Origin of the sequence: Sporosarcina trichiuri (assembly GCF_030406775.1) — a bacterium.
Lineage (GTDB): Bacteria > Bacillota > Bacilli > Bacillales_A > Planococcaceae > Sporosarcina > Sporosarcina trichiuri.
In genome coordinates this window covers 488,038-507,712 of the sequence record NZ_CP129119.1, presented here as the reverse complement: position 1 = coordinate 507,712, position 19,675 = coordinate 488,038, and the positions used below count along the sequence as shown (strand labels likewise).

The window sequence follows — 19,675 nt, the reverse complement described above, 5'->3', positions numbered from 1 at the left end:
CGAACCCCTTCTTCTTTTCCGGACATCATTCTGAATAAAAGAAAAGACAGTGCGATTCCGAGGAATCAGACTGTCTTTTTCTTTGAAATATGGTCTTGATAAGCTTTCAGATACTTTTGCACATCCCCGGCTCCCATGAAAAGGAACACGGCATCTTCATGGCCGTCGAGCGCGTTGATTTCCTCCAGCAGCAGGTGGCACGAACCCGGAATCTTTTCCGCAAGATCATCCACCGTCAGGCTGCCTGATTTTTCACGGGCCGACCCGAAAATATCACAGAGGTACACAAGGTCCGCTTCTTTCAGACTTTCCGCGAAGTCGTCCATCAAGGCTGCTGTCCGTGTGAACGTATGCGGCTGGAACACCGCTATCACTTCCCGGCCCGGGAACTTCTGCCGAGCGGATTGAAGTGTCGCCCGGATTTCGGTCGGGTGGTGGGCATAGTCATCGATGAGGATTGCATCATCCGTCTGTATTTCCGTGAAACGGCGTTTCACACCATTGAACGTACGGAGACGCTCCGCCACAATACCGGGATCCAATCCTTCATATTGGCAGATCGCAATCACGGCCAGCGCATTCTTCACAGCATGATCACCAGGCATTGGGATCATGAAAGAGTGGTAGAACTCATTGCGCACGAACACATCGAATTTCGTGCCGTCCGCGGTCTTTTCTATATTGCCTGCACTGAAATCATTGCTTTTTCCCAGACCATACAGGACGACAGGCACGTTCGCCTGAATTTCCAGGCAATTGGCATCGTCCCCGCATGCGATGATCGCCTTCTTGACATTATGGGCCATTTCACTGAATGCATCGAGCACATCTTCCATGTCCTTGAAATAGTCAGGATGATCGTAATCGATATTCGTGATGATGGCGTAATCCGGCTCATACGCCAGGAAATGCCGTTTGTATTCACAGGACTCGAAGACGAAATACGGACTGTCTTTCACACCTTTACCTGTTCCATCGCCTATCAAATAGGAGATCGGATCATATCCGGAGAGGACATGGGCGAGCAGGCCGGTCGTCGATGTCTTCCCGTGTGTTCCTGTCACAGCGATGGATGTCGACTGCTTCATATAATCAGCCAGGAAATCATGGTAGCGTATGACTTCAGCGCCGACTTCCTTCGCCCGTTCGATTTCCGGATGGGTATCCGGAAATGCGTTGCCGGCAATCACTGTCAGACCCGGCGTGATATTCTCTTCATTGAAAGGCAGGACGGTGATACCGCGTGCATGCAGGGGCTCTTCCGTGAAGAAGTGCTTCTCCACATCGGAACCTTGGACGTCATTTGATGCATCGTGCAGAATTTGTGCAAGGGAGCTCATTCCAGAACCTTTTATCCCTGTAAAGTGATATTTCGTCATTGTGCAACCTCCTGGGAGCAGCTAGTTCCTAAAAATCATTGTAAACCAGTATATTCTATAAGTAACCCTATGCGTCGCGGGACGGATTCAGAAATGCATCCAGTTCCGTCTGCGTCACGTAAACATCACGCGGACGGCTTCCCCGCTGCTCCGAGATGAACCCATGGGTCTCCATCCGGTCCATCAGCTTCGCAGCACGGTTGTAACCGATACTGAAATGCCGCTGCAAAAGGGAAGTGGATGCACTGCCCTGTTCGATGATGAATGAACATGCTTGCACAAATAACGGATCGGACTCCTCTTCTTCGGTGACTGCCGCAAGCAGGTCGTCCTGACCGAACAAGTAGTCAGGGGACGCTTCGCTCTTCACATGATCTATGATCTGTTCGATTTCATCGTCTGTGACAAACGTGCCCTGCAGCCGGACAGGAGACGACTGGCCGTTGCCGATATACAGCATGTCTCCGCGGCCGAGCAGCCGCTCCGCCCCCGCACTGTCGATGATTGTCCGGGAATCGACTTGGGAGGACACGGCAAATGCAATCCGTGTCGGGATGTTCGCTTTGATGATCCCCGTGATGACATCGACGGAAGGACGCTGTGTTGCGATGATGAGATGGATTCCGCAAGCACGCGCTTTCTGGGCGATCCTGCTGATGGATACTTCGACATCGGACGGGGCGACCATCATCAGATCCGCCAGTTCGTCGATGACGATGACCAGATACGGCATCTTGAGCGAAAATTGACGGTTCTCTTCCGCCATCCGGTTGTACCGCTCGATATTACGGGCACCGGCGTGGGCGAACAGTTCATATCGCCGTTCCATTTCGTCGACCGCCCATTTCAGGGCTGCTGTAGCTGCTTTCACATCGGTGATGACCGGGCTGATCAAGTGAGGAACGCCATTGAACGGGGCCAGTTCAACCATTTTCGGATCGATCAGCATCAGCTTCACATCAGCCGGGGATGCCTTGTACAGCAGACTGACAAGTATCGAATTGATGCAGACCGATTTGCCGGATCCTGTCGCACCGGCAATCATTCCGTGCGGCATCTTACGCAGATCCAGCGTAACCGGCTCGCCGGTCAGACTGAGACCGAGAACCGCCTCAAGCGGAGAATCGGAGTTCAGGAACTTCTCCGTACCGATCACTTCCGATATACGGACAGGACGTGTCGTCCGGTTCGGAATCTCGATTCCGATCGAGCTCGTTCCAGGAATCGGCGCCTGGATTCGGATGTCTTCGGCAGCCAGTGCCAGCTTCAAGTCATCTGTCAGATTCCTCACTTTGCTTACCTTCGTCCCGAATCCCACAGTCAATTCGAACCGTGTGACTGTAGGTCCCTGCACGGCTTCCAGAATATCGGCATGCACCGCAAAATGAGAAAGCGCCTCGACCAGTTTCTCGGATTGGGAAACGAGCCACTCCGCGTCTTCCTGCTGTTCTTCCGGAGGCAGCAGATCTTCCATGGATGGGAATACATAATGCGCAAGAGCATCTTCCTCAGGCTCAGTCTGCACGCCTTCTGTGATAGGCGGTACAGCTGCCGGACTGCTTACCGCAGGCTCGGCTGCCTGTTCTTCCGCGCGTCCGGCCGGCATGGATGGCTCTTCAGGAACTTCTTCAGCCGGTACGGCTTCAGTGGGTACGGCTTCAGCATGTACGGCTTCCGTTGTTGCAGCGGCTTCACATACGTCAGATCCTTCAGGTTCCGCTTCATTGATCACTGCTGCAGACGCCGGCGAATAAGACGGCATGCTTGTGTGACGCGGAATCCGAAGCTTCTCTTTATCGGACTTCAGCATAAGAACATTGAATGGCACGATTTTCTCCTGATTCTGCGGAGTCTCTTCAGCAGCTCCTTCTATGTCCTCTGCCTGATCCCCCATATCGATCTCTTCAGTTCCCCATACAGCTGGTACTGCGGCATCCCCGTCGGTTGTTCCGATTGGTTCGGATGACTGTTCACCGGCTGAAGCATCTTCAAGCTCTTCGTCCGGCAGCCCGTCTTCCTGTACAGCAGGTTCTTCCCGCTCCAGGACAGCTGTTTGGGCGTATGCCGCTGATAGAGCCTTCCTTTCCGGATCCGTGGTTTCAGTACGTACTGCCGGCTCCTCTGAAACAGATGGAACTGCCGGTGTCTCTTCTAGTGCTTTCGGGTTGCTCTCTTCTTCATTCTGTTCAATTTTCCCAGGGACCGCTGCCGGACCTTCCAGCCGCTCCTGCAATTCCTCGGACGACATGATCGCCGGTCCCTTGTCTGCCGCCGCACCGGATGGCAGAAGGTCGGAAGCAGTCTTCGTCTTCCGGAGTTCCTGATGTTCTGCCGGGGCAGCCTGCTCAGCAGAAGTTTTTTTATCAGTCTGCGGGAAAGAAGGCGGTTTCCGTTTGGAAAACCCGTAAACGGGCGATGGCACTTCCGTCGGCGTGAACGGTGTATGTATGCGTTTTTCCACAATCTCCCGCTTCCTGTCAGCGGGGCTCAGATCCCGGCTTTTTGCAGGCAACCGCTCAGCGGGGGTCCTGTACTTGCTGCTGTTGGTACCGGCACGGTGCACTTCACCTTTCGGCTGTTCGGCCGGCCATCTCCTGTTTTCAAAAAGGGGAGTCGCACGTTCAAAACGATCGTCTTCTTTTATTAAAGGGATGTCATGTGTGGTCGTCCGGATGTCACCGGATTCTTCATCCCATCCGTATATTTCAGCATCTGTAATCATAGGGAACCGGAATGCACGCCGCTCCTGCGACTCGTCTTCCTGACGAGATTCCTGGTTTTGTATGCCTTCCGCCGGCTGGTCGGATAATTCATCCGATTGCTGGCCGAACAAGCGTCCCATCGTTTTTTTTATCCAGCTCACTCTATCACTCTTTTCATTTCAATCACCCTATTTTAGCAGGTTTCCGGCCATAAAATCAAATGGACATGCGCTCTGTCCGTAAAGAGGTGACCGATGTCATACAGTCTGGTTCCTGCAGCACCGGTCGGCTTCCTGATAAAAGGCAGAACGGCCGATAAAAAAGACTGCCTGGAAGATTCACGAACCGTGACCTTCCGGGCAGCCTTCCTTATTGGGAATCATTTAACAAAAGCGGTGCCTGCTTGTGCATCCGCCGGCAGGATGAGGATCCCTTTCTCAGCTGGGGCATCGGGCAATTCAAGTTCACGTGCCGAACAGATCATACCGGATGACGGCACCCCGCGGAGTTCAGCATCGCGGATCACCATTCCGGACGGCATGACGGCACCTACTTTCGCGACGACCACTTTCTGATCCTGTTCTACATTCGGCGCACCGCAGACGATCTGCAATGTTTCACTGCCTACATCCACTGTGCAGATGTTCAGCTTGTCGGCGTTCGGATGTTTTTCTTTCGTCAAGACATGACCGACGACGAATTTCGGACTGAAGTCCACGTCCAGCTGAAGGCCGGCACCATTGTCCGACAGGGATTTCTGGATGGCAGCCACTAGTCCCTGTGTCAGCTCCACAGGTCCGTCAGACAAATTCCCTGTGTAGTGCGATGCACGGAACAGGTTGAATGCGACCGGCTCCCCGGTTTCCGTATTTTTGATGAGGGTGACATCGCCTTTCGTTTCAATCGATGTCTGTTCCGGACGGTCTGTCGTCAGCTGCACCATCAATACATCGCCGACACCGTTTCTGTTCATGAATACATTCATTTCTTTCTCTCTCCTTTAGTAGCAGGACGATTCTTCGCCATGATGAAAATAGGTTCCAGCTGTCCTTCTGAGCAGAGGAAGGACAGGGACGTGATCGGAACGGCGCCGACCGTGAAGAAATGCATTGTCATCTGGGCCAGCACGTCGTATCCGGTGTCGTTCCGTATGTCGCCGATGATCAGCACATCCTGGTGAGGGACGGAGACGGTCATCTGCCCTTCGATCCGCTCCTCCATCCCTTTCAGGAATGCGGCGTTCAGGATCCGGCTTGCGTCGTAGCCATCGTTCCGGTTCAGGAAATAATACCTGTTCCCCGCGACCTCGTCCATTTTGACGTCAGTCGCCAGTTTACGGACGTTGAACAGGGCGGTTTCGGCAACTTCCTGTTCAGTCTTGCCGATTCCCCTCAGGATGTCCTCATCGATGAGGCGGTACGTCGTCCCCTGATCGAGCGCATAGTAGACCGCGGTCTCTGCCGTGTGCGGGCGGACTACGAACGGACTGCCCGCCTTCGACTCTTTTGGAAACGATGTGGAACGGATGACCGGCAGGATTTCCGCATCTGCACTGAATCCTTGACGCGACTCCGCTTCCATTGCCCGGAATGTCTCCCTGATCGTGTAGACGACTTCCTCGACCGCCGCTTCTTGTTTCTGTTCATACTTTGCGATGATTTCAGGGAGCGAAATATCCATTCCCCTCTTCAGTTCCGTATGCACCAAACGCACCTTATCCGCCTTCCGGTCGAATTGCCAATCGAAATCCAGCGAATCTAGCTGTTTTTTCAGTCTTTCCACGAGCTCTTCAGATTTCAAAGTATCCACCCCTTGCTGGTTCGTCTCATTCAAAAATCTGCACAGAACGTGCGATCTTCATCATCTGTTCCGCCGCTGTTTCCACGTCGTGCAGACCGACAATCGCTTTCACTTGTGCCTGGCCGGTGCCTGCAGTGATTTCTGCCAGCTGGTCCCCCCGCTTATTGATGGAGATGAAGCCGAAAGCGCCGGCATCCGAGAAGGTCTCTTCTCTCAGGACCGCTGTCTGCCCGTCCGCCTTAAGCAGATCATAGTACGAGCGGGATTCCGGTTTGGCGTTCGGATCGTATTGCATTGTCAGTGTGCGTTTGCCCTTTGTCAGGAATACCATATGCTCATTCTCATGGATATCCGCCTTCCATCCGGCAGGTATATAGAAACCGGAATCCGCTGTTTTTTCTGTCGTTTTTCCAGCATTCATTTCAAATGCATCTCTTGCATTCGATACAGCTGTGTCCGCCTCATCTTCGACAGTTTGTCCGCATCCTGCGAGCAGCAGTCCCGCAAGCGCAGCTGAGATGAAGAATTTGTTTTTGCTGATCACATTTCTTCCTCCATTTCCATGCAGTACGTTTAGTTTATCTGTCCGCCGCCATCTCTGCAACCATCTGGTCCGTATGCAATGATGGCGCTCAAGAAGAAAAGGCAGCCACCTGCTGGTGACTGCCACTGCCTGATCGATGACTGTCCGTCAGACGTTCTGCCGGATCGTTTCCATTGTAGTCCTGTCGCATGTTTTCACAAGTTTGACGAGCAGTTCTTTTGCTGCCGCATAATCGTCCGTATGGATGATCGACGAGGACGTGTGGATATAGCGTGAGCAGATCCCGATGACGGCACTCGGCACCCCCTCATTCGAGAGATGGACCTTCCCCGCATCCGTGCCGCCCTGGGATATGAAATACTGGTACGGAATGTTGTTTGTTTCCGCTGTATCCAGGATGAATTCACGGAGGCCCCGGTGGGTGATCATCGTCCGGTCGAGAATCCGGAGCAGGGTCCCCTGTCCAAGCTGGCCGAACTCCTTTTTACTCCCTGACATGTCGTTGGCAGGACTGGCATCCAGTGCGAAGAACAAGTCGGGATCGATCATATTCGCCGCCACCTGGGCACCGCGCAGGCCGACTTCTTCCATGACATTCGCGCCGGAATACAGACGGTTCGGCAGTTCCTCACCGTGCACTTCCTTCAGCAGCTCGAGTGCAAGACCGCAGCCGTACCGGTTATCCCATGCTTTTGCCATGATCTTCTTTTCGTTCGCCATCGGTGTGAACGGACAGACCGGCACGGCTGCCTGGCCGGGGCGGATGCCGATCCGTTTTGCATCGTCTTCGTCATCGGCGCCGATGTCGATGAGCATATTTTTCACATCCATCGGTTTCGCACGCTGCTCATCGGTCAGCAGGTGCGGCGGAATTGAACCGATGACTCCCGGCACGACTCCGTCCGCAGTCATGATCTCCACGCGCTGTGCCAGCATGACCTGGTTCCACCAGCCGCCGAGCGTCTGGAACCGCAGCATTCCGTTGTCCGTGATCCCTGTGATCATGAAGCCGACTTCATCCATGTGGCCGGCCACCATGATCTTCGGACCGTCTTCCGGCCCTTTTTTCACACCGAAAATACCGCCGAGATTATCCTGGATGATTTCGTCCGAATACTTCCCGAGTTCCTCACGCATATAGCGCCGTACCGCTGATTCATTGCCGGGTGCTCCCGGAAGTTCCGTCAGCGTCTTGAACATCTGTAATGTTTCGTTATTCATCTCTTCACCAGCTCCTGTTTGTCAGTATGTACATCCTGTATTGTAGAACAATTCAGTCGCAATTGCCAACAGTATAGTTAGGGTCCCGAACTATTTATCTGCAAACCAGACAATCTTACCGACCGGAGCAAAAGGCTGTGTCTCGCTTCTACAGATCGGGAATGATATGATACACTTATCAAAATGACTAACAAGGGGTGTTGTCAGTATGAAGTTCAAGGAATTTGCAGCGGGCGTGCTAACTGGGGCGGCCGCCGGACTGGTCGTCAAGGAAGCGATCGACCGTTCGAACTCAGCGGTCCCGGCTGAACAAGTGTTGAAGACGGTCAAAGATGCGTTCAAGAAAGAAGGTCCGATCGACGGGTCCTGGATTGTCATGAAGACCGAGCCGTTCACGAACAACGTTATTTCGATGAATGTCTACCGCGGCGGAATCTCCCGTATCAAGAACGGGGTCCTGGAACAATACGAATTTGCAGCGGATGCCAAAACCGGCACGGTTGTCGAATTGGTCAAGAACTGAAGCAGCAGCGCTGAAAGGCTGTCCCGCTCCTCCGCATGAAGGAGGAATGGGACAGCCTTTTCAGTTTGATGCACACAGAGCGCCTGCCGGATCATTCGTCCCGCGTCCGTCCCATCGATTCGATCACATTCCGTCCGGTATCGTCGAAACGCACGACCCGGTAGACTGCATCGTGATAGAAGAAGAACCGGTGCCCCTTGTCTTTCGCTTCGTTCATCAGCCGTTCTTTCGCGAATATGGAGTCCATCGGATAATCGTCGAACGCCAGCACCCACAGCGGATTGCTGTGGGCATGGGTCGGCATGATGTCCGCCATGTGGATCATCGTTTCGCCGCCCTGCTCCAGCCGGATGATGCTGTGCCCATCGCTGTGACCGCCCGTATGCTCCATCGTGATGCCTGGCATCGGCGAGAATTCCTTTTCGAATGGTTTCACCTGATCCTGCACCGCTTCCCAGTTCTCTTTGAAATACGTATTGCGGGACCGGATATTCGGATTTCTCATTTCATCCCACTCAATCTGGGAAACGAAGATATCAGCATTCGGAAACACCGATACGAGCCGTCCGTCCCGCCATTCCGTGAGGCCTGCGGCATGGTCGTTATGCAGATGCGTCATAAGCACCATGTCGATATCCGACGGTGTCAGACCGAGTTTCCCAAGACTCTCAGCCACACGTGTCTCTGCACGGATCCCCAGATTGCGCATTTTCTTTTCATCCAGCTTGCCTTTCCCGATGCCGGAATCGACAAGCAGATTTTTCCCCATATACCGGATCAGGATGGGATCGGTCCGGAGCTCGATCAGATTCCCGTCAGCGGGCGGGTATTTCTTTGACCACATCGCTTTTGGCACGACGCCGAACATCGTCCCTCCGTCCAGGTAATTCACCCCTCCGTCCAGCCATGTCAGTTCCATGTCATGAAACGTGTATGTATCCATTCCTTCATCCCCTTCCGCTGTTTTCAGGACCTGCCCGGAAACCAAGCTTCCAAGCGGTAGATCGGCTGTCCTTTCGCCGAGAATTTCTCTTCATACTCTGTCATCACATTATCTTCCGGCATTTCCGCATGCAGGTCGAGTGAGACACTGACCAGTTCCATGCCGTACTGCGACATCGAAACGAGTGAATACTCGAACAGCCCCCGGTTATCCGTCTTGAAATGGATCTGGCCTTCCGGTGTCATCACCTGCTCATAGAGCTGCAGGAAATCTTTGTACGTCAGTCTGCGCTTTGCGTGTTTCGACTTCGGCCACGGATCCGAGAAATTCAAATAGACCCTGGAAACTTCCCCTTCAGCAAAGATGTCTGTCAGTTCCTTGCCGTTCGCCCGCAGCAGCCTCAGATTATGCGGTATACCGGCGTCCACCGTCTTCTCAACTGCAGACACGAGGATACTGTCGAAATGCTCGATCCCTACATAGTTCACGTCCGGATTGGCCTTGGCCATCCCTACTACGAACTGCCCCTTGCCTGTTCCGACTTCCACGCAGATCGGATTCGAATTGCCGAACAGCTGCGCCCACTTGCCTTTTTTCGTCTGCGGTTCCTTGATGACAATGCCCGCATTTTCTTCCAAGTACTCTTTCGCCCACGGTTTGTGACGTAATCTCATCTTCTATACACTCTCTTCTTCGTTAATAGTCCGACCGGTCATGGCTGTTCCCCGCCTTGCTGACGGGGATCGAACAGCCTGCTTGCCGCAGTTGTCTGGCAGACCGATAATATGGTCTGCGCCGCTTTGAATTGTTTGGATTTCATCGGGACGCTGACTGCCTTCAGCTTCTCTGTCCATTTGTCGAAGTTCCGCCGGTCCACCTGTACGATATCATGTGCGGCTGATGTGAAATCGAGGTAACTGTCTTTCGTCAGCAGCACTTTCCGTATCGGGAAATCAAGTTCCGCCGCCGAAAACAGGCTGGCGATGATCTTCGTCATCCGGTTCAGCGAAATCATCGGATTCAGCAGCCTGGACTCCTTGTCACCGATCTTTTCCGCCCAGAACCGGTCTCCGCTTCCCGTGAAGACAGAGCCGTTCTTCCCGGTCATCACAGTAATGCATAGGCACTCGACCGGTGTCAGCATGATCACTTCCAGCTCCACAGGCGCTTTCTTAAGTTTCAGGACCGGATAATAGAACACGAGGAAACTGTCAGGCAGCCGGCCGAGCAGTTCTTTGAGCAGCCTGTCCCTCAAATAGCCGCCATCGACATTGGACCACTCAGTCAAAGTCGAGCTGGCCCACTTCACCTGGAAGTGGAACAGCTGATCGACATACAGTTTGCGGAGCTGCTGCACAGAGCGCGGCTGCTGGATAAGATTCGGGACGAATTCCAGCTCCTCCTCATGGGCAGGAAACCGGGCTTCCTCTTCCGGAGTCTCTTCTTTCCGGAAAGGAAGCAGCCGGGATAACGTGAAAAAGCGCTTTTTCGGCTGCGTCCCTTCCGCAGCTGCCGCGGCTTCTTCTGTCCCCTCGTCTGTCTGCTGCCAGGCTGCCAGGTCGACTCCGTTGTCCCACTGCCTCTTCATGCGTTCCCATTGTGACCGTTTCAGGCGGATGAACTGTGCCGTATAACGGGAGAGATCCTGTTCATAACGCGAGACGTAATCGAGCATTTTGACAAGCTGTGCCATCCCCCATTCACCTGCGCTTTCCGTTTCAGTTGGTTTTCTGCTGCACCTGTCCGATCGTACTCTCGAATACTGCCTGCAGCCGTGCCGTCAAGGGGCCCGGCTTGCCGTCTCCGACCTGCTCACCGTCGATCGACGTGATCGGTGTGATTTCCGAGGTCGTCGAAGTGAGGAATACTTCATCCATGGCGCGTAATTCGTCCAGCGAAAACGTTTCTTCCATGACACCGATGCTTTCCTGTGCGCAGCATTTCAGCACGACACGGCGGGTGATGCCGTTCAGGATCAGATTGGTTGCCGGATGCGTATAAAGGATCCCGTCTTTCACACCGAAAATGTTGGAAGACGAGCCTTCCGTCACAATACCATCGCGGATGAAGACGGCTTCCGCACAGCCCGCTTCCACAGCTTCCTGTTTCGCCATGACATTCGCCAGCAGATTCAGACTTTTGATATCACAGCGGAGCCAGCGGATATCGTCGACCGTCTTGACCGCAACACCCGATTCGAGTTTTGCGAGCGGACGTGGGTTTTCGATTGCATAGCCCGTGATCATCGGCTCGGTCTCCTCTCCCGGGAAGTTGTGGATACGGGGCGCGACACCGCGAGTTGCCTGGATATACACATGCCCTTCCGTGATCCCGTTATCTTCCGCTAATCTCTCTGCGATCTCTGTGAATTCCGCGACCGTGTACGGCAGAGGCATCCTGATCTTTTCTGCACTCGACAGGAACCGTGTGAAGTGCTCTTCTGCTGTATAAAGACTGCCCCCGTATACTTTAATCACTTCATAGACGCCATCCCCGAAGTAGTACCCTCTGTCGTCGATGGATACGGTCACTTCATCCTTCTGTGTATACTTACCATTCTTGAAATACAAAGTCATGTCTGATCTCCTCTCAAGCAAAAATTGCTTTCGTCTTTCCCTCTAGTGTATGCGCCGGCGGGAGACTCGGCGAACCCGTGCTGAATCCGCCCATCCTATTCATTTTCCCATGTTACCGCCGGAAAATAAAGAACAAAACCTCCTATCTGGCGGATTCAGGCGCTTAAGCAGCTTGCCCTTACTTTTTCAAGCAAATACGTTATACTAGTATTGTCAGAACAAATAGTCTGACAGAATCCAATGGAGAGGAAGTGCGGAGCCAAGGCGATTTCAAATAAGCTAACGTAACATTTCCACGTCTCAAGCCCAACTTATTTGGAAATTGATGATGAAGGAGTGGTTCACCGTTGAATCCTGCTACAGACCGAATGCTGACCCGTATCAAAGATGTCTATTTGTATATCTATGGTAACGGAACTGTCACCACAGAGAATGTAGTTGAAGAATTTAGCATCACGCCGCGCACCGCACAACGGGACTTGAACGTCCTCGAGTACAATGATCTCATCACGAGTCCGGTCCGCGGCCAATGGACAACGACAGCAAGGAAAGTGAAATTGCCTTCTTAACGCAACCCCTCAATTGCAGGAGCTCAGAAAAAGGACTGAATCGCAATATGCCATTCAGCCCTTTTTTCTTGGATCCAGTTCAGCCAGTTCCGCGTCCGACAGCGGCCGGAACGCACCCGGTTCGAGAGATGCATCCAGCCGAAGCGTCCCCATCGACAGACGTTTCAGGAACACCACTCTCTTCCCGACCGCCTCGAACATCCTCTTCACCTGATGGAATTTCCCTTCCGTGATCGTCAGCTCAATCTCCGACCGATCCCCGGCTTCCAGGATTTTCAGGATTCCCGGCTTCGTATGGAAGCCGTCCTCCAGTATCACACCTTCAGAGAATGCATGGATGTCCGTTTCCGTCACCAGGCCGTCGATGACGGCAAAATACGTTTTTGGGACATCTTTCTTAGGCGACAGCAGTTCATGTGCCAGTTTTCCGTCATTCGTCAGGACGAGCAGCCCTTCCGTATCCTTATCGAGCCGCCCGACCGGAAACGGCTCGTACCGCTGTTCCTCAGGCGACAGCAGATCGACGACAGTCCGGTCCCGGCTGTCTTCCGTCGCGGAAATGACGCCTTGCGGTTTGTTCATCATCAGATAGATGAATTCCTGATGGATGACCGGTTCGCCGAGCAGGGTGACCGTGTCTGTTTCAGGATCTATGTGGGCGCCTGGATCTTTCTCCGTGGTGCCATTCACTTTGACAGTCCCTTTGCGGATCAGCTGTTTCACGTCTTTCCGGGTGCCGAATCCATTGTTGCCGAGCAGTTTATCGAGTCTCATTCACGATCGTCCCATCTTCAATTTGTTGGTGATCCGGGTGATCCGGCTGCCGAGCAGTTTCTGTGCAAGCCCGCTCCGGAGTGACAGGAAGCCATAGACGGCTGCTCCGACGCCGCTGCAGATCAATACATACAGCAGTGCCTGCAGCTTGCCGGACGGCACATGGATGGCATAGAGGCCGGTGCGCACGAGCAGGACGGCAGCCAGCATGACCGCATTGAATGCCAGGATCAGGATGATGCGCCGGATGACGATGTGCGACTTATAATTCATCTCCCTGCGGATGACATACAGGTTGACTCCTACCGCAATTGTATAGCCGATGATCGTTGCCGCTATCGCGCCATTCACTTCGAACAGCCGGATGAGCGGGATATTGAGGATCATCTTGAACAGCAGGCCGAGCAGTGATGTGAAAACGATCCATTTGTGACGGTCGATCCCCTGCATGATAGCAGCAGTGACCGTATACATGCCGAACAGGATGGCAGCGGGTGCGTAATGCTCCAGGACGCTTGCGCCCATGCTGCTTTTCGAGTACAGGAACTGGTACGTTTCACCCGAAAGCGCCATGAGCCCGACGACCATGGGGATGGTCACGAAGAGCATGATCTGGTAGGTCTGATCGAGCGACCGGGTGATCCCTTTCTGATCCCCCTTCGAATAGTAATCGGTGATGACCGGGATGATCGCCATGGAGAATCCTGTCGCGACCATTACGGGGATCATGACGACTTTATGGGTCAGGAAGTTGAGCATTGTCAAATAGGTATCGGTCACTGATGCAAGGCCGATCGATGACATCGTTCCGTTGAAGGTGATCATGTCGACAAACTGGTAGAGCGGGTTGATGACACCTACAAGGACGAACGGCAGAATGTATTTGATGATCTCTTTGTAGATCGCCGACACCGGCAATTCCCCTGCCGGCGGACTGTTCTCGAGAAGGCGGTTCATCTCCGGAGAGTATTTGCGCCAATACAGGCCGAGCACTCCAAGACTTGCGATCGCACCGACAAAAGCGGCAAAGACAGCGAACTTGACAGCTGTTTTCGGTGAGCCGCCGAAGACATCGACCACAAGATAAGCGCCGATCAGCACGACGGCAATCCGGACAATCTGTTCGACGAGCTGTGAGACGGATGTCGGTTCGAATTTCTGATAGCCCTGCAGGAAGCCCCGCATGACACTCATGATCGGGACAGCAAGCAGCGCGTAGCTGACCCAGCGGATGACAGAGGTGATGTCCTGGATGGTGAATACTTGTTCATCATCTTTGATGACCAGATGGGCGATCGGTTCCGCCATGAAGTACAGGGCAAGAAATGACAGGACTCCGGTCACAGCCATGATGCCGACGCTCGACTTCAGCAATTTCCTGCCGGTTGCGTAGTCACCGAGCGCGTTGTATTTGGAGACAAATTTCGAAATGGCGAGCGGTGCCCCTGATATGGCGATAGACAGCGCAATGTTGTAAGGTATGTAGGCGTATTGGTAAAGGGCAATGTTTTTGTCCCCTACAATACTGTAAAACGGAATAACATAGATCAGTCCGAGGGCTTTGGATAAAAAGAGGCCGATCGTCAAAATCGCCGTGCCTTTAAGAAGATTGGATCCCATGATTTTTTTCCTTCCATTCATTGAGCTAGTATACAGTGTACTCTCAGGCGGCAGTTTTCACAATGTTTTCTGCCCGATCTGTTGTATACTGGAGAAAAACCGAAAGTGTGATTGACTATGTATGATGTAATTATAATCGGCGGCGGGCCGTCGGGTCTGATGGCGTCCATCGCAGCAGCGGAGCCGGGCAGCCGTGTGCTCCTGCTGGACAAGGGAAGGAAACTCGGCAATAAGCTCGCCATTTCAGGAGGCGGCCGGTGCAACGTGACGAACCGCCTGTCTGCGGAGGAAATCGTGAAGCACATTCCCGGCAACGGCCGGTTCCTGTATGGCCCCTTCTCCGTCTTCAACAACGAAGACATTATCGCATTCTTCGAAGGGCTCGGTGTTCCGCTGAAGGAAGAGGATCACGGCCGGATGTTCCCGGTTTCAAATAAAGCGAAAGACGTCGTCAATGCGCTCCTGTCCGAAATGGACAGACTCGGTGTCGAGATCAGGACGGAAACGAAAGTCAAAAAGTTGCTCATGGATGAATCGCAGGTGCTCGGCGTCCGTCTCACCGACGGAGAGGAGCTTCGGGCGAAGTCCGTCGTCGTGGCGGTCGGCGGCAAAGCCGTCCCGCATACCGGCAGCACCGGGGACGGCTATCCGTGGGCGGAACAGGCTGGCCATACGGTGACCGAACTGTACCCTACAGAAGTTCCGCTCCTGTCCGATGAGCCGTTCATCCGGTCGAAAGAACTGCAGGGACTCGCACTGCGTGATGCAGCGGTCTCCGTGCTGAATGCAAAAGGCAAGACGCTCGTCACCCATCGGATGGACATGCTGTTCACCCATTTCGGGCTGAGTGGACCTGCGATACTACGCTGCAGTCAGTACGTCGTCAAGGAACGCATGAAAAACGGCAATCAGCCGGTCACTGTCAAAATCGATGTACTGCCGGATGTGAATGAAGAGCAGGCGTTCCAGCAGCTGACGGCCAATTTGAAGGATGATCCGAAGAAAGCGCTCAAAAACGCCCTGAAAGGTGTCGCGCCAGAGCGCTGGCTGCTGTTCCTGTTCGAGCAGCTCGGCATGGATGCGAACGAGACGGCGAATACGTTCGCAGCTGATAAAATCCGTAAACTGGCGTCCTGCCTGAAAGCGTTCCAGATGACCGTAAACGGTACGCAGCCGATCGAAAAAGCGTTCGTTACCGGCGGCGGTGTTTCCGTGAAAGAGATTGAGCCGAAGACGATGGCGTCCCGGAAAAAAGAGGGGTTGTACTTCTGCGGGGAAATCCTCGATATCCACGGCTATACCGGCGGCTACAATATCACGTCGGCTCTCGTTACAGGCCGTCTCGCCGGAAAGAATGCGAGTGAGTATGCTGCTGCGGAATCGATTGATTAAAAAGTGATTAGCCCGGATTGTCCCTCGATAAGAGGGGCTGTCCGGGCTTTTTTCGTGCGAACGGCTGGACTTCGCGGGTTTTTTGATGGGAACGGGCCGGTCTGCCGCCGTAACGGGCGGGTTCCCTGCCAGAACGGGCGGGTCCACCGCCGAAACGGGCCGGTTTGCCGACGCCCTCACAGCCAAAAAAAGCCAGACGGAAGTTCCCGTCTGGCTTTCCTTTATCGAGTTACCCGACTGCCACAATATTGACAAGGCGTCCCGGAATTGCGATGACTTTCTTCAGTTCTTTGCCGTCAATCCATTTACGGACTTCTTCATTGGCAAGTGCCTCTTTTTCCAGCTCTTCTTTCGTGATGTCTTTGGCGACCATGATCTTCGCACGCACTTTGCCGTTGATCTGCACAGCGATTTCCACTGTGTCGTCTACAAGTTTATCCTCATCGTATTCAGGCCATGCGACGTACGTGATCGATCCGTCATGTCCGAGTTTCTGCCATAGTTCTTCAGCGAAGTGAGGAGCGATCGGCGACAGCAGTAAAACAAATCCTTCTGCATATTCAGTCGGCACGCGATCCGCTTTATAGCATTCATTGATGAACACCATCATTTGTGAGATCGCGGTGTTGTTATGCATGTGCTCAAAGTCGTCGGTCACTTTCTTCACGGTCTGGTTATACACTTTCTCAAGCGGACCGCCCGCTTCCCCGCCGATTTTGCTTCCGAGCGTTCCGTCTTCGTTCACGAACAGGCGCCAGATCCGGTCGAGGAATTTGCGTGCACCATCGAGACCGTTCGTCGACCATTCTTTCGATGCATCGAGAGGCCCCATGAACATTTCATAGACGCGCAGCGTATCGGCCCCATGCGAGTGGACGATATCATCCGGGTTGATGACGTTGCCGAGGGATTTCGACATCTTGACGTTGCCTTCCCCGAGGATCATCCCCTGGTTGAACAGTTTCTGGAACGGTTCTTTCGTCTGGACGACACCGATATCGTACAGCACTTTGTGCCAGAAGCGGGCATACAGCAAGTGGAGTACGGCATGTTCCGCACCGCCGACATAGATATCGACCGGCAGCCAGCGTTCCGCAAGTTTCGGATCGATGAGCGTCTCACTGTTTTTCGGATCGATGTAGCGCAAGTAGTACCAGCAGCTGCCTGCCCATTGCGGCATCGTGTTCGTCTCCCGGCGTCCTTTCATGCCGGTTTCAGGGTCGACGACATTGACCCACTCATCGATATTGGCGAGCGGGGATTCACCGGTCCCGCTCGGACGGATATTCGTCGTTTTCGGCAATTCAAGCGGCAGCTCGGATTCATCCACCGTTGTCATCGTGCCGTCTTCCCAATGGATGACCGGGATCGGCTCACCCCAGTAGCGCTGACGGGAGAACAGCCAGTCACGGAGACGGTATGTCACCTTCTTCTCGCCCTTGCCAGCACCCTCAAGCCACTCGATCGATTTCGTAATCGCTTCGTCTTTTCCAAGACCGTCGAGGAAGCCGGAATTCACGTGATCTCCGTCGCCCGTGTATGCCTCGTTGCTGACATCTCCGCCCGCCACCACTTCGCGGATCGGCAGGTTGAACTCCTGCGCGAACTCATAATCGCGCTCGTCGTGGGCCGGCACTGCCATGATGGCGCCTGTACCGTACGAGACGAGTACGTAGTCCGCAATCCAGATCGGCATTTTTTCGCCGCTTGCCGGGTTCACGGCATACGCACCGGTGAACACGCCGGTCTTCTCTTTTGCAAGATCGGTCCGTTCCAGGTCACTCTTCAGCTTGACTTTATCCAGATATGCCTGAACCGCTTCTTTCTGGCTGTCTGATGTAATCTTTTCGACAAGCTTATGCTCTGGTGCAAGTACGGCATACGTCGCTCCAAAAATCGTGTCAGGACGCGTGGTGAACACATCGAATGACTGATCACTTCCCTCGATATCGAACGTCACCTGCGCACCTTCCGACCGGCCGATCCAGTTGCGCTGCATATCTTTCAAACTGTCAGGCCAGTCGAGATCGTCGAGATCCTCCAGCAGACGATCCGCATATTCCGTGATCCGCAGCACCCATTGGCGCATCGGACGGCGCTCCACCGGGTGTCCGCCGCGCTCCGACTTCCCATCGATGACCTCTTCGTTCGCAAGGACCGTTCCCAGTGCCGGACACCAGTTGACCGCGACTTCATCGATGTAGGCAAGACCGCGCTTATACAGCTGAATGAAGATCCACTGTGTCCACTTGTAATACTGAGGGTCCGTCGTGTTGATCTCCCGGCTCCAGTCGTAGGAGAAGCCGAGTTCGTTCATCTGACGTTTGAATGTCGCGATATTTTTCGCGGTGAATTCAGCCGGATCATTCCCCGTGTCGAGTGCGTACTGCTCCGCAGGCAGACCGAACGCATCCCATCCCATCGGATGAAGGACGTTGTAGCCCTGCTTCCGCTTGAACTGGCTCAGGATATCCGTTGCGATGTACCCGAGCGGATGGCCGACGTGCAGGCCGGCGCCTGACGGATACGGAAACATATCCAAAGCGTAGAACTTCGGTTTCGACGGGTCATCCGTCATTTTGAAGGTTTCGTGTTCATCCCAATAATGCTGCCACTTCTTCTCGATTTCCTGGTGATTGTAGCTCATACTCGTGTTCCTCCTAAGTTGAAAAAAATAAAAAACTCCCGTCCCCACTGTAAAATAGGGACGAGAGTGAAGACAGGTTCCCGCGGTACCACCCAAATTGACGGCCATGGCCGCCCAACTTGACTCCTTAACGCGGATTATACGGCACAATACGTTCTGCTGTGCGGACTCGGAAGCGAGTTCACCGGGGCCTCCTGCTGACTCACACCGTCCGTCAGCTCTCTGTAAAGAGGCGATCCGCCTACTGATCTCCGTCGGCGTCCTTGCTATTGAAACTTATTCTACCGGAATGGCCGCCGTTTGACAAGCGGCGGCCGAACGAGCGCTCACTCTTTTACATCGATCGTCAGTTCCGCTTCAGTTGCATCCAGTATGTCCTGGACAGTATACCCCTCGAACACTTCTTTCAGTACAAGTCCGTCCGGCGTCACTTCGATCAGTCCGCGCTCTGTGATGATCTTATCGACGACCTGCTTGCCTGTCAACGGGAGGTCGCACGTCTTTTTGATCTTCGGTTCGCCTTTTTTCGAGACGTGGTCCATGATGACGATGATCTTCTTTGCGCCGTGCACGAGGTCCATTGCACCGCCCATCCCTTTGATCACTTTGCCGGGGATCATCCAGTTTGCGAGATCCCCTTTTTCCGACACTTCCATTCCGCCTAGGATGGCGACGTCGATATGCCCGCCGCGGATCATCGCGAACGATTCAGCGCTGTCGAAATACGCAGCACCCGTACTTGCGGTCACGGTTTCCTTGCCGGCATTGATGAGATCCGGGTCAACTTCCGATTCCTTCGGGTATGGCCCGATGCCGAGAAGTCCGTTTTCCGACTGGAGGACGACCGTCTTGTCCGGTGAAATATAATTTGCGACGAGCGTCGGCATGCCGATACCGAGATTTACATAATCTCCGTCCGCAATCTCCTTTTCCGCCCGCCGAGCGATCAGTTCCCGTGAATTTGCTGTTGCCATACTGTCCATCC

Annotated in this window: 17 protein-coding genes and 1 other annotated feature; of the genes, 3 read left to right on the top strand and 14 right to left on the bottom strand. The window is 53.8% G+C overall.

The window, feature by feature from the left end; translation table 11 throughout:
• Positions 1 to 65: 65 nt before the first annotated feature.
• The 6 genes from murC to QWT68_RS02860 all read right to left on the bottom strand — a co-directional run bounded on the left by murC (position 66) and on the right by QWT68_RS02860 (position 7,646).
• Entirely contained in the window at positions 66 to 1,379 is a 1,314-nt protein-coding gene (gene murC / locus QWT68_RS02885) for a UDP-N-acetylmuramate--L-alanine ligase (RefSeq protein WP_040286163.1), read from the bottom strand.
• A 67-nt stretch (positions 1,380 to 1,446) separates the two neighbouring features.
• Positions 1,447 to 4,242 (bottom strand): DNA translocase FtsK, encoded by a 2,796-nt coding sequence (locus QWT68_RS02880; RefSeq protein ID WP_290149422.1) that lies wholly within the window; start codon positions 4,240 to 4,242, stop codon positions 1,447 to 1,449.
• A gap of 218 nt (positions 4,243 to 4,460) precedes the next feature.
• A complete protein-coding gene (ytpR, locus tag QWT68_RS02875; protein WP_040286162.1) occupies positions 4,461 to 5,066 on the bottom strand; it encodes a YtpR family tRNA-binding protein in 606 nt (201 codons plus the stop codon).
• Positions 5,063 to 5,881 (bottom strand): DUF1444 family protein, encoded by an 819-nt coding sequence (locus QWT68_RS02870; protein WP_040286161.1) that lies wholly within the window; start codon positions 5,879 to 5,881, stop codon positions 5,063 to 5,065. The genes ytpR and QWT68_RS02870 overlap by 4 nt, the downstream gene beginning before the upstream one ends.
• A 25-nt stretch (positions 5,882 to 5,906) precedes the next feature.
• Positions 5,907 to 6,425 carry a hypothetical protein gene (locus QWT68_RS02865; protein ID WP_040286160.1) on the bottom strand — a complete coding sequence of 173 codons (519 nt, stop codon included), beginning with the start codon at positions 6,423 to 6,425 and terminating at the stop codon, positions 5,907 to 5,909.
• A 147-nt stretch (positions 6,426 to 6,572) separates the two neighbouring features.
• On the bottom strand, positions 6,573 to 7,646 hold the full coding sequence (locus QWT68_RS02860; RefSeq protein WP_290149417.1) for a M42 family metallopeptidase: 1,074 nt from the start codon (positions 7,644 to 7,646) through the stop codon (positions 6,573 to 6,575).
• A gap of 208 nt (positions 7,647 to 7,854) precedes the next feature.
• On the opposite strand from QWT68_RS02860, the gene QWT68_RS02855 reads away from it, so the two are divergent.
• Positions 7,855 to 8,169 (top strand): PepSY domain-containing protein, encoded by a 315-nt coding sequence (locus QWT68_RS02855; RefSeq protein WP_040286158.1) that lies wholly within the window; start codon positions 7,855 to 7,857, stop codon positions 8,167 to 8,169.
• A gap of 91 nt (positions 8,170 to 8,260) precedes the next feature.
• On the opposite strand, the gene QWT68_RS02850 is transcribed toward QWT68_RS02855, so the two are convergent.
• Genes QWT68_RS02850 through dat form a run of 4 tightly spaced genes read right to left on the bottom strand, consistent with a single transcriptional unit; the run spans position 8,261 to position 11,688 of the window.
• A complete protein-coding gene (locus QWT68_RS02850; protein WP_040287169.1) occupies positions 8,261 to 9,112 on the bottom strand; it encodes a YtnP family quorum-quenching lactonase in 852 nt (283 codons plus the stop codon).
• Between the two features lie 23 nt (positions 9,113 to 9,135).
• Positions 9,136 to 9,786 (bottom strand): tRNA (guanosine(46)-N7)-methyltransferase TrmB, encoded by a 651-nt coding sequence (trmB, locus tag QWT68_RS02845; protein ID WP_040286157.1) that lies wholly within the window; start codon positions 9,784 to 9,786, stop codon positions 9,136 to 9,138.
• A gap of 38 nt (positions 9,787 to 9,824) precedes the next feature.
• Positions 9,825 to 10,805, bottom strand: coding sequence for a nuclease-related domain-containing protein (locus QWT68_RS02840; protein WP_290149413.1), 981 nt, complete (start codon positions 10,803 to 10,805; stop codon positions 9,825 to 9,827).
• 25 nt (positions 10,806 to 10,830) lie between these two features.
• Positions 10,831 to 11,688 (bottom strand): D-amino-acid transaminase, encoded by an 858-nt coding sequence (dat, locus tag QWT68_RS02835; RefSeq protein WP_290149410.1) that lies wholly within the window; start codon positions 11,686 to 11,688, stop codon positions 10,831 to 10,833.
• Between the two features lie 347 nt (positions 11,689 to 12,035).
• Here dat and QWT68_RS02830 point away from each other — a divergent pair, with 347 nt between their 5' ends.
• The gene (locus QWT68_RS02830; protein ID WP_040286154.1) at positions 12,036 to 12,257 is read left to right on the top strand and encodes a DeoR family transcriptional regulator; all 222 of its coding nucleotides are present in this window, start codon (positions 12,036 to 12,038) and stop codon (positions 12,255 to 12,257) included.
• A 54-nt stretch (positions 12,258 to 12,311) separates the two neighbouring features.
• Here QWT68_RS02830 and QWT68_RS02825 read toward each other — a convergent pair whose 3' ends face one another.
• Positions 12,312 to 13,031 carry a pseudouridine synthase gene (locus QWT68_RS02825; protein WP_290149407.1) on the bottom strand — a complete coding sequence of 240 codons (720 nt, stop codon included), beginning with the start codon at positions 13,029 to 13,031 and terminating at the stop codon, positions 12,312 to 12,314.
• Positions 13,032 to 14,651, bottom strand: coding sequence for a putative polysaccharide biosynthesis protein (locus QWT68_RS02820; protein ID WP_290149405.1), 1,620 nt, complete (start codon positions 14,649 to 14,651; stop codon positions 13,032 to 13,034). It abuts the gene before it with no gap.
• Between the two features lie 117 nt (positions 14,652 to 14,768).
• On the opposite strand from QWT68_RS02820, the gene QWT68_RS02815 reads away from it, so the two are divergent.
• Entirely contained in the window at positions 14,769 to 16,043 is a 1,275-nt protein-coding gene (locus tag QWT68_RS02815; RefSeq protein ID WP_290149404.1) for a BaiN/RdsA family NAD(P)/FAD-dependent oxidoreductase, read from the top strand.
• Between the two features lie 229 nt (positions 16,044 to 16,272).
• On the opposite strand, the gene leuS is transcribed toward QWT68_RS02815, so the two are convergent.
• Both leuS and QWT68_RS02805 read right to left on the bottom strand, forming a co-directional pair.
• Entirely contained in the window at positions 16,273 to 18,690 is a 2,418-nt protein-coding gene (gene leuS, locus QWT68_RS02810; protein WP_290149402.1) for a leucine--tRNA ligase, read from the bottom strand.
• Between the two features lie 53 nt (positions 18,691 to 18,743).
• Positions 18,744 to 18,957, bottom strand: a binding site (T-box leader).
• 59 nt (positions 18,958 to 19,016) lie between these two features.
• The gene (locus tag QWT68_RS02805) at positions 19,017 to 19,664 is read right to left on the bottom strand and encodes a 3-oxoacid CoA-transferase subunit B (RefSeq protein ID WP_040286149.1); all 648 of its coding nucleotides are present in this window, start codon (positions 19,662 to 19,664) and stop codon (positions 19,017 to 19,019) included.
• Positions 19,665 to 19,675 lie beyond the last annotated feature (11 nt).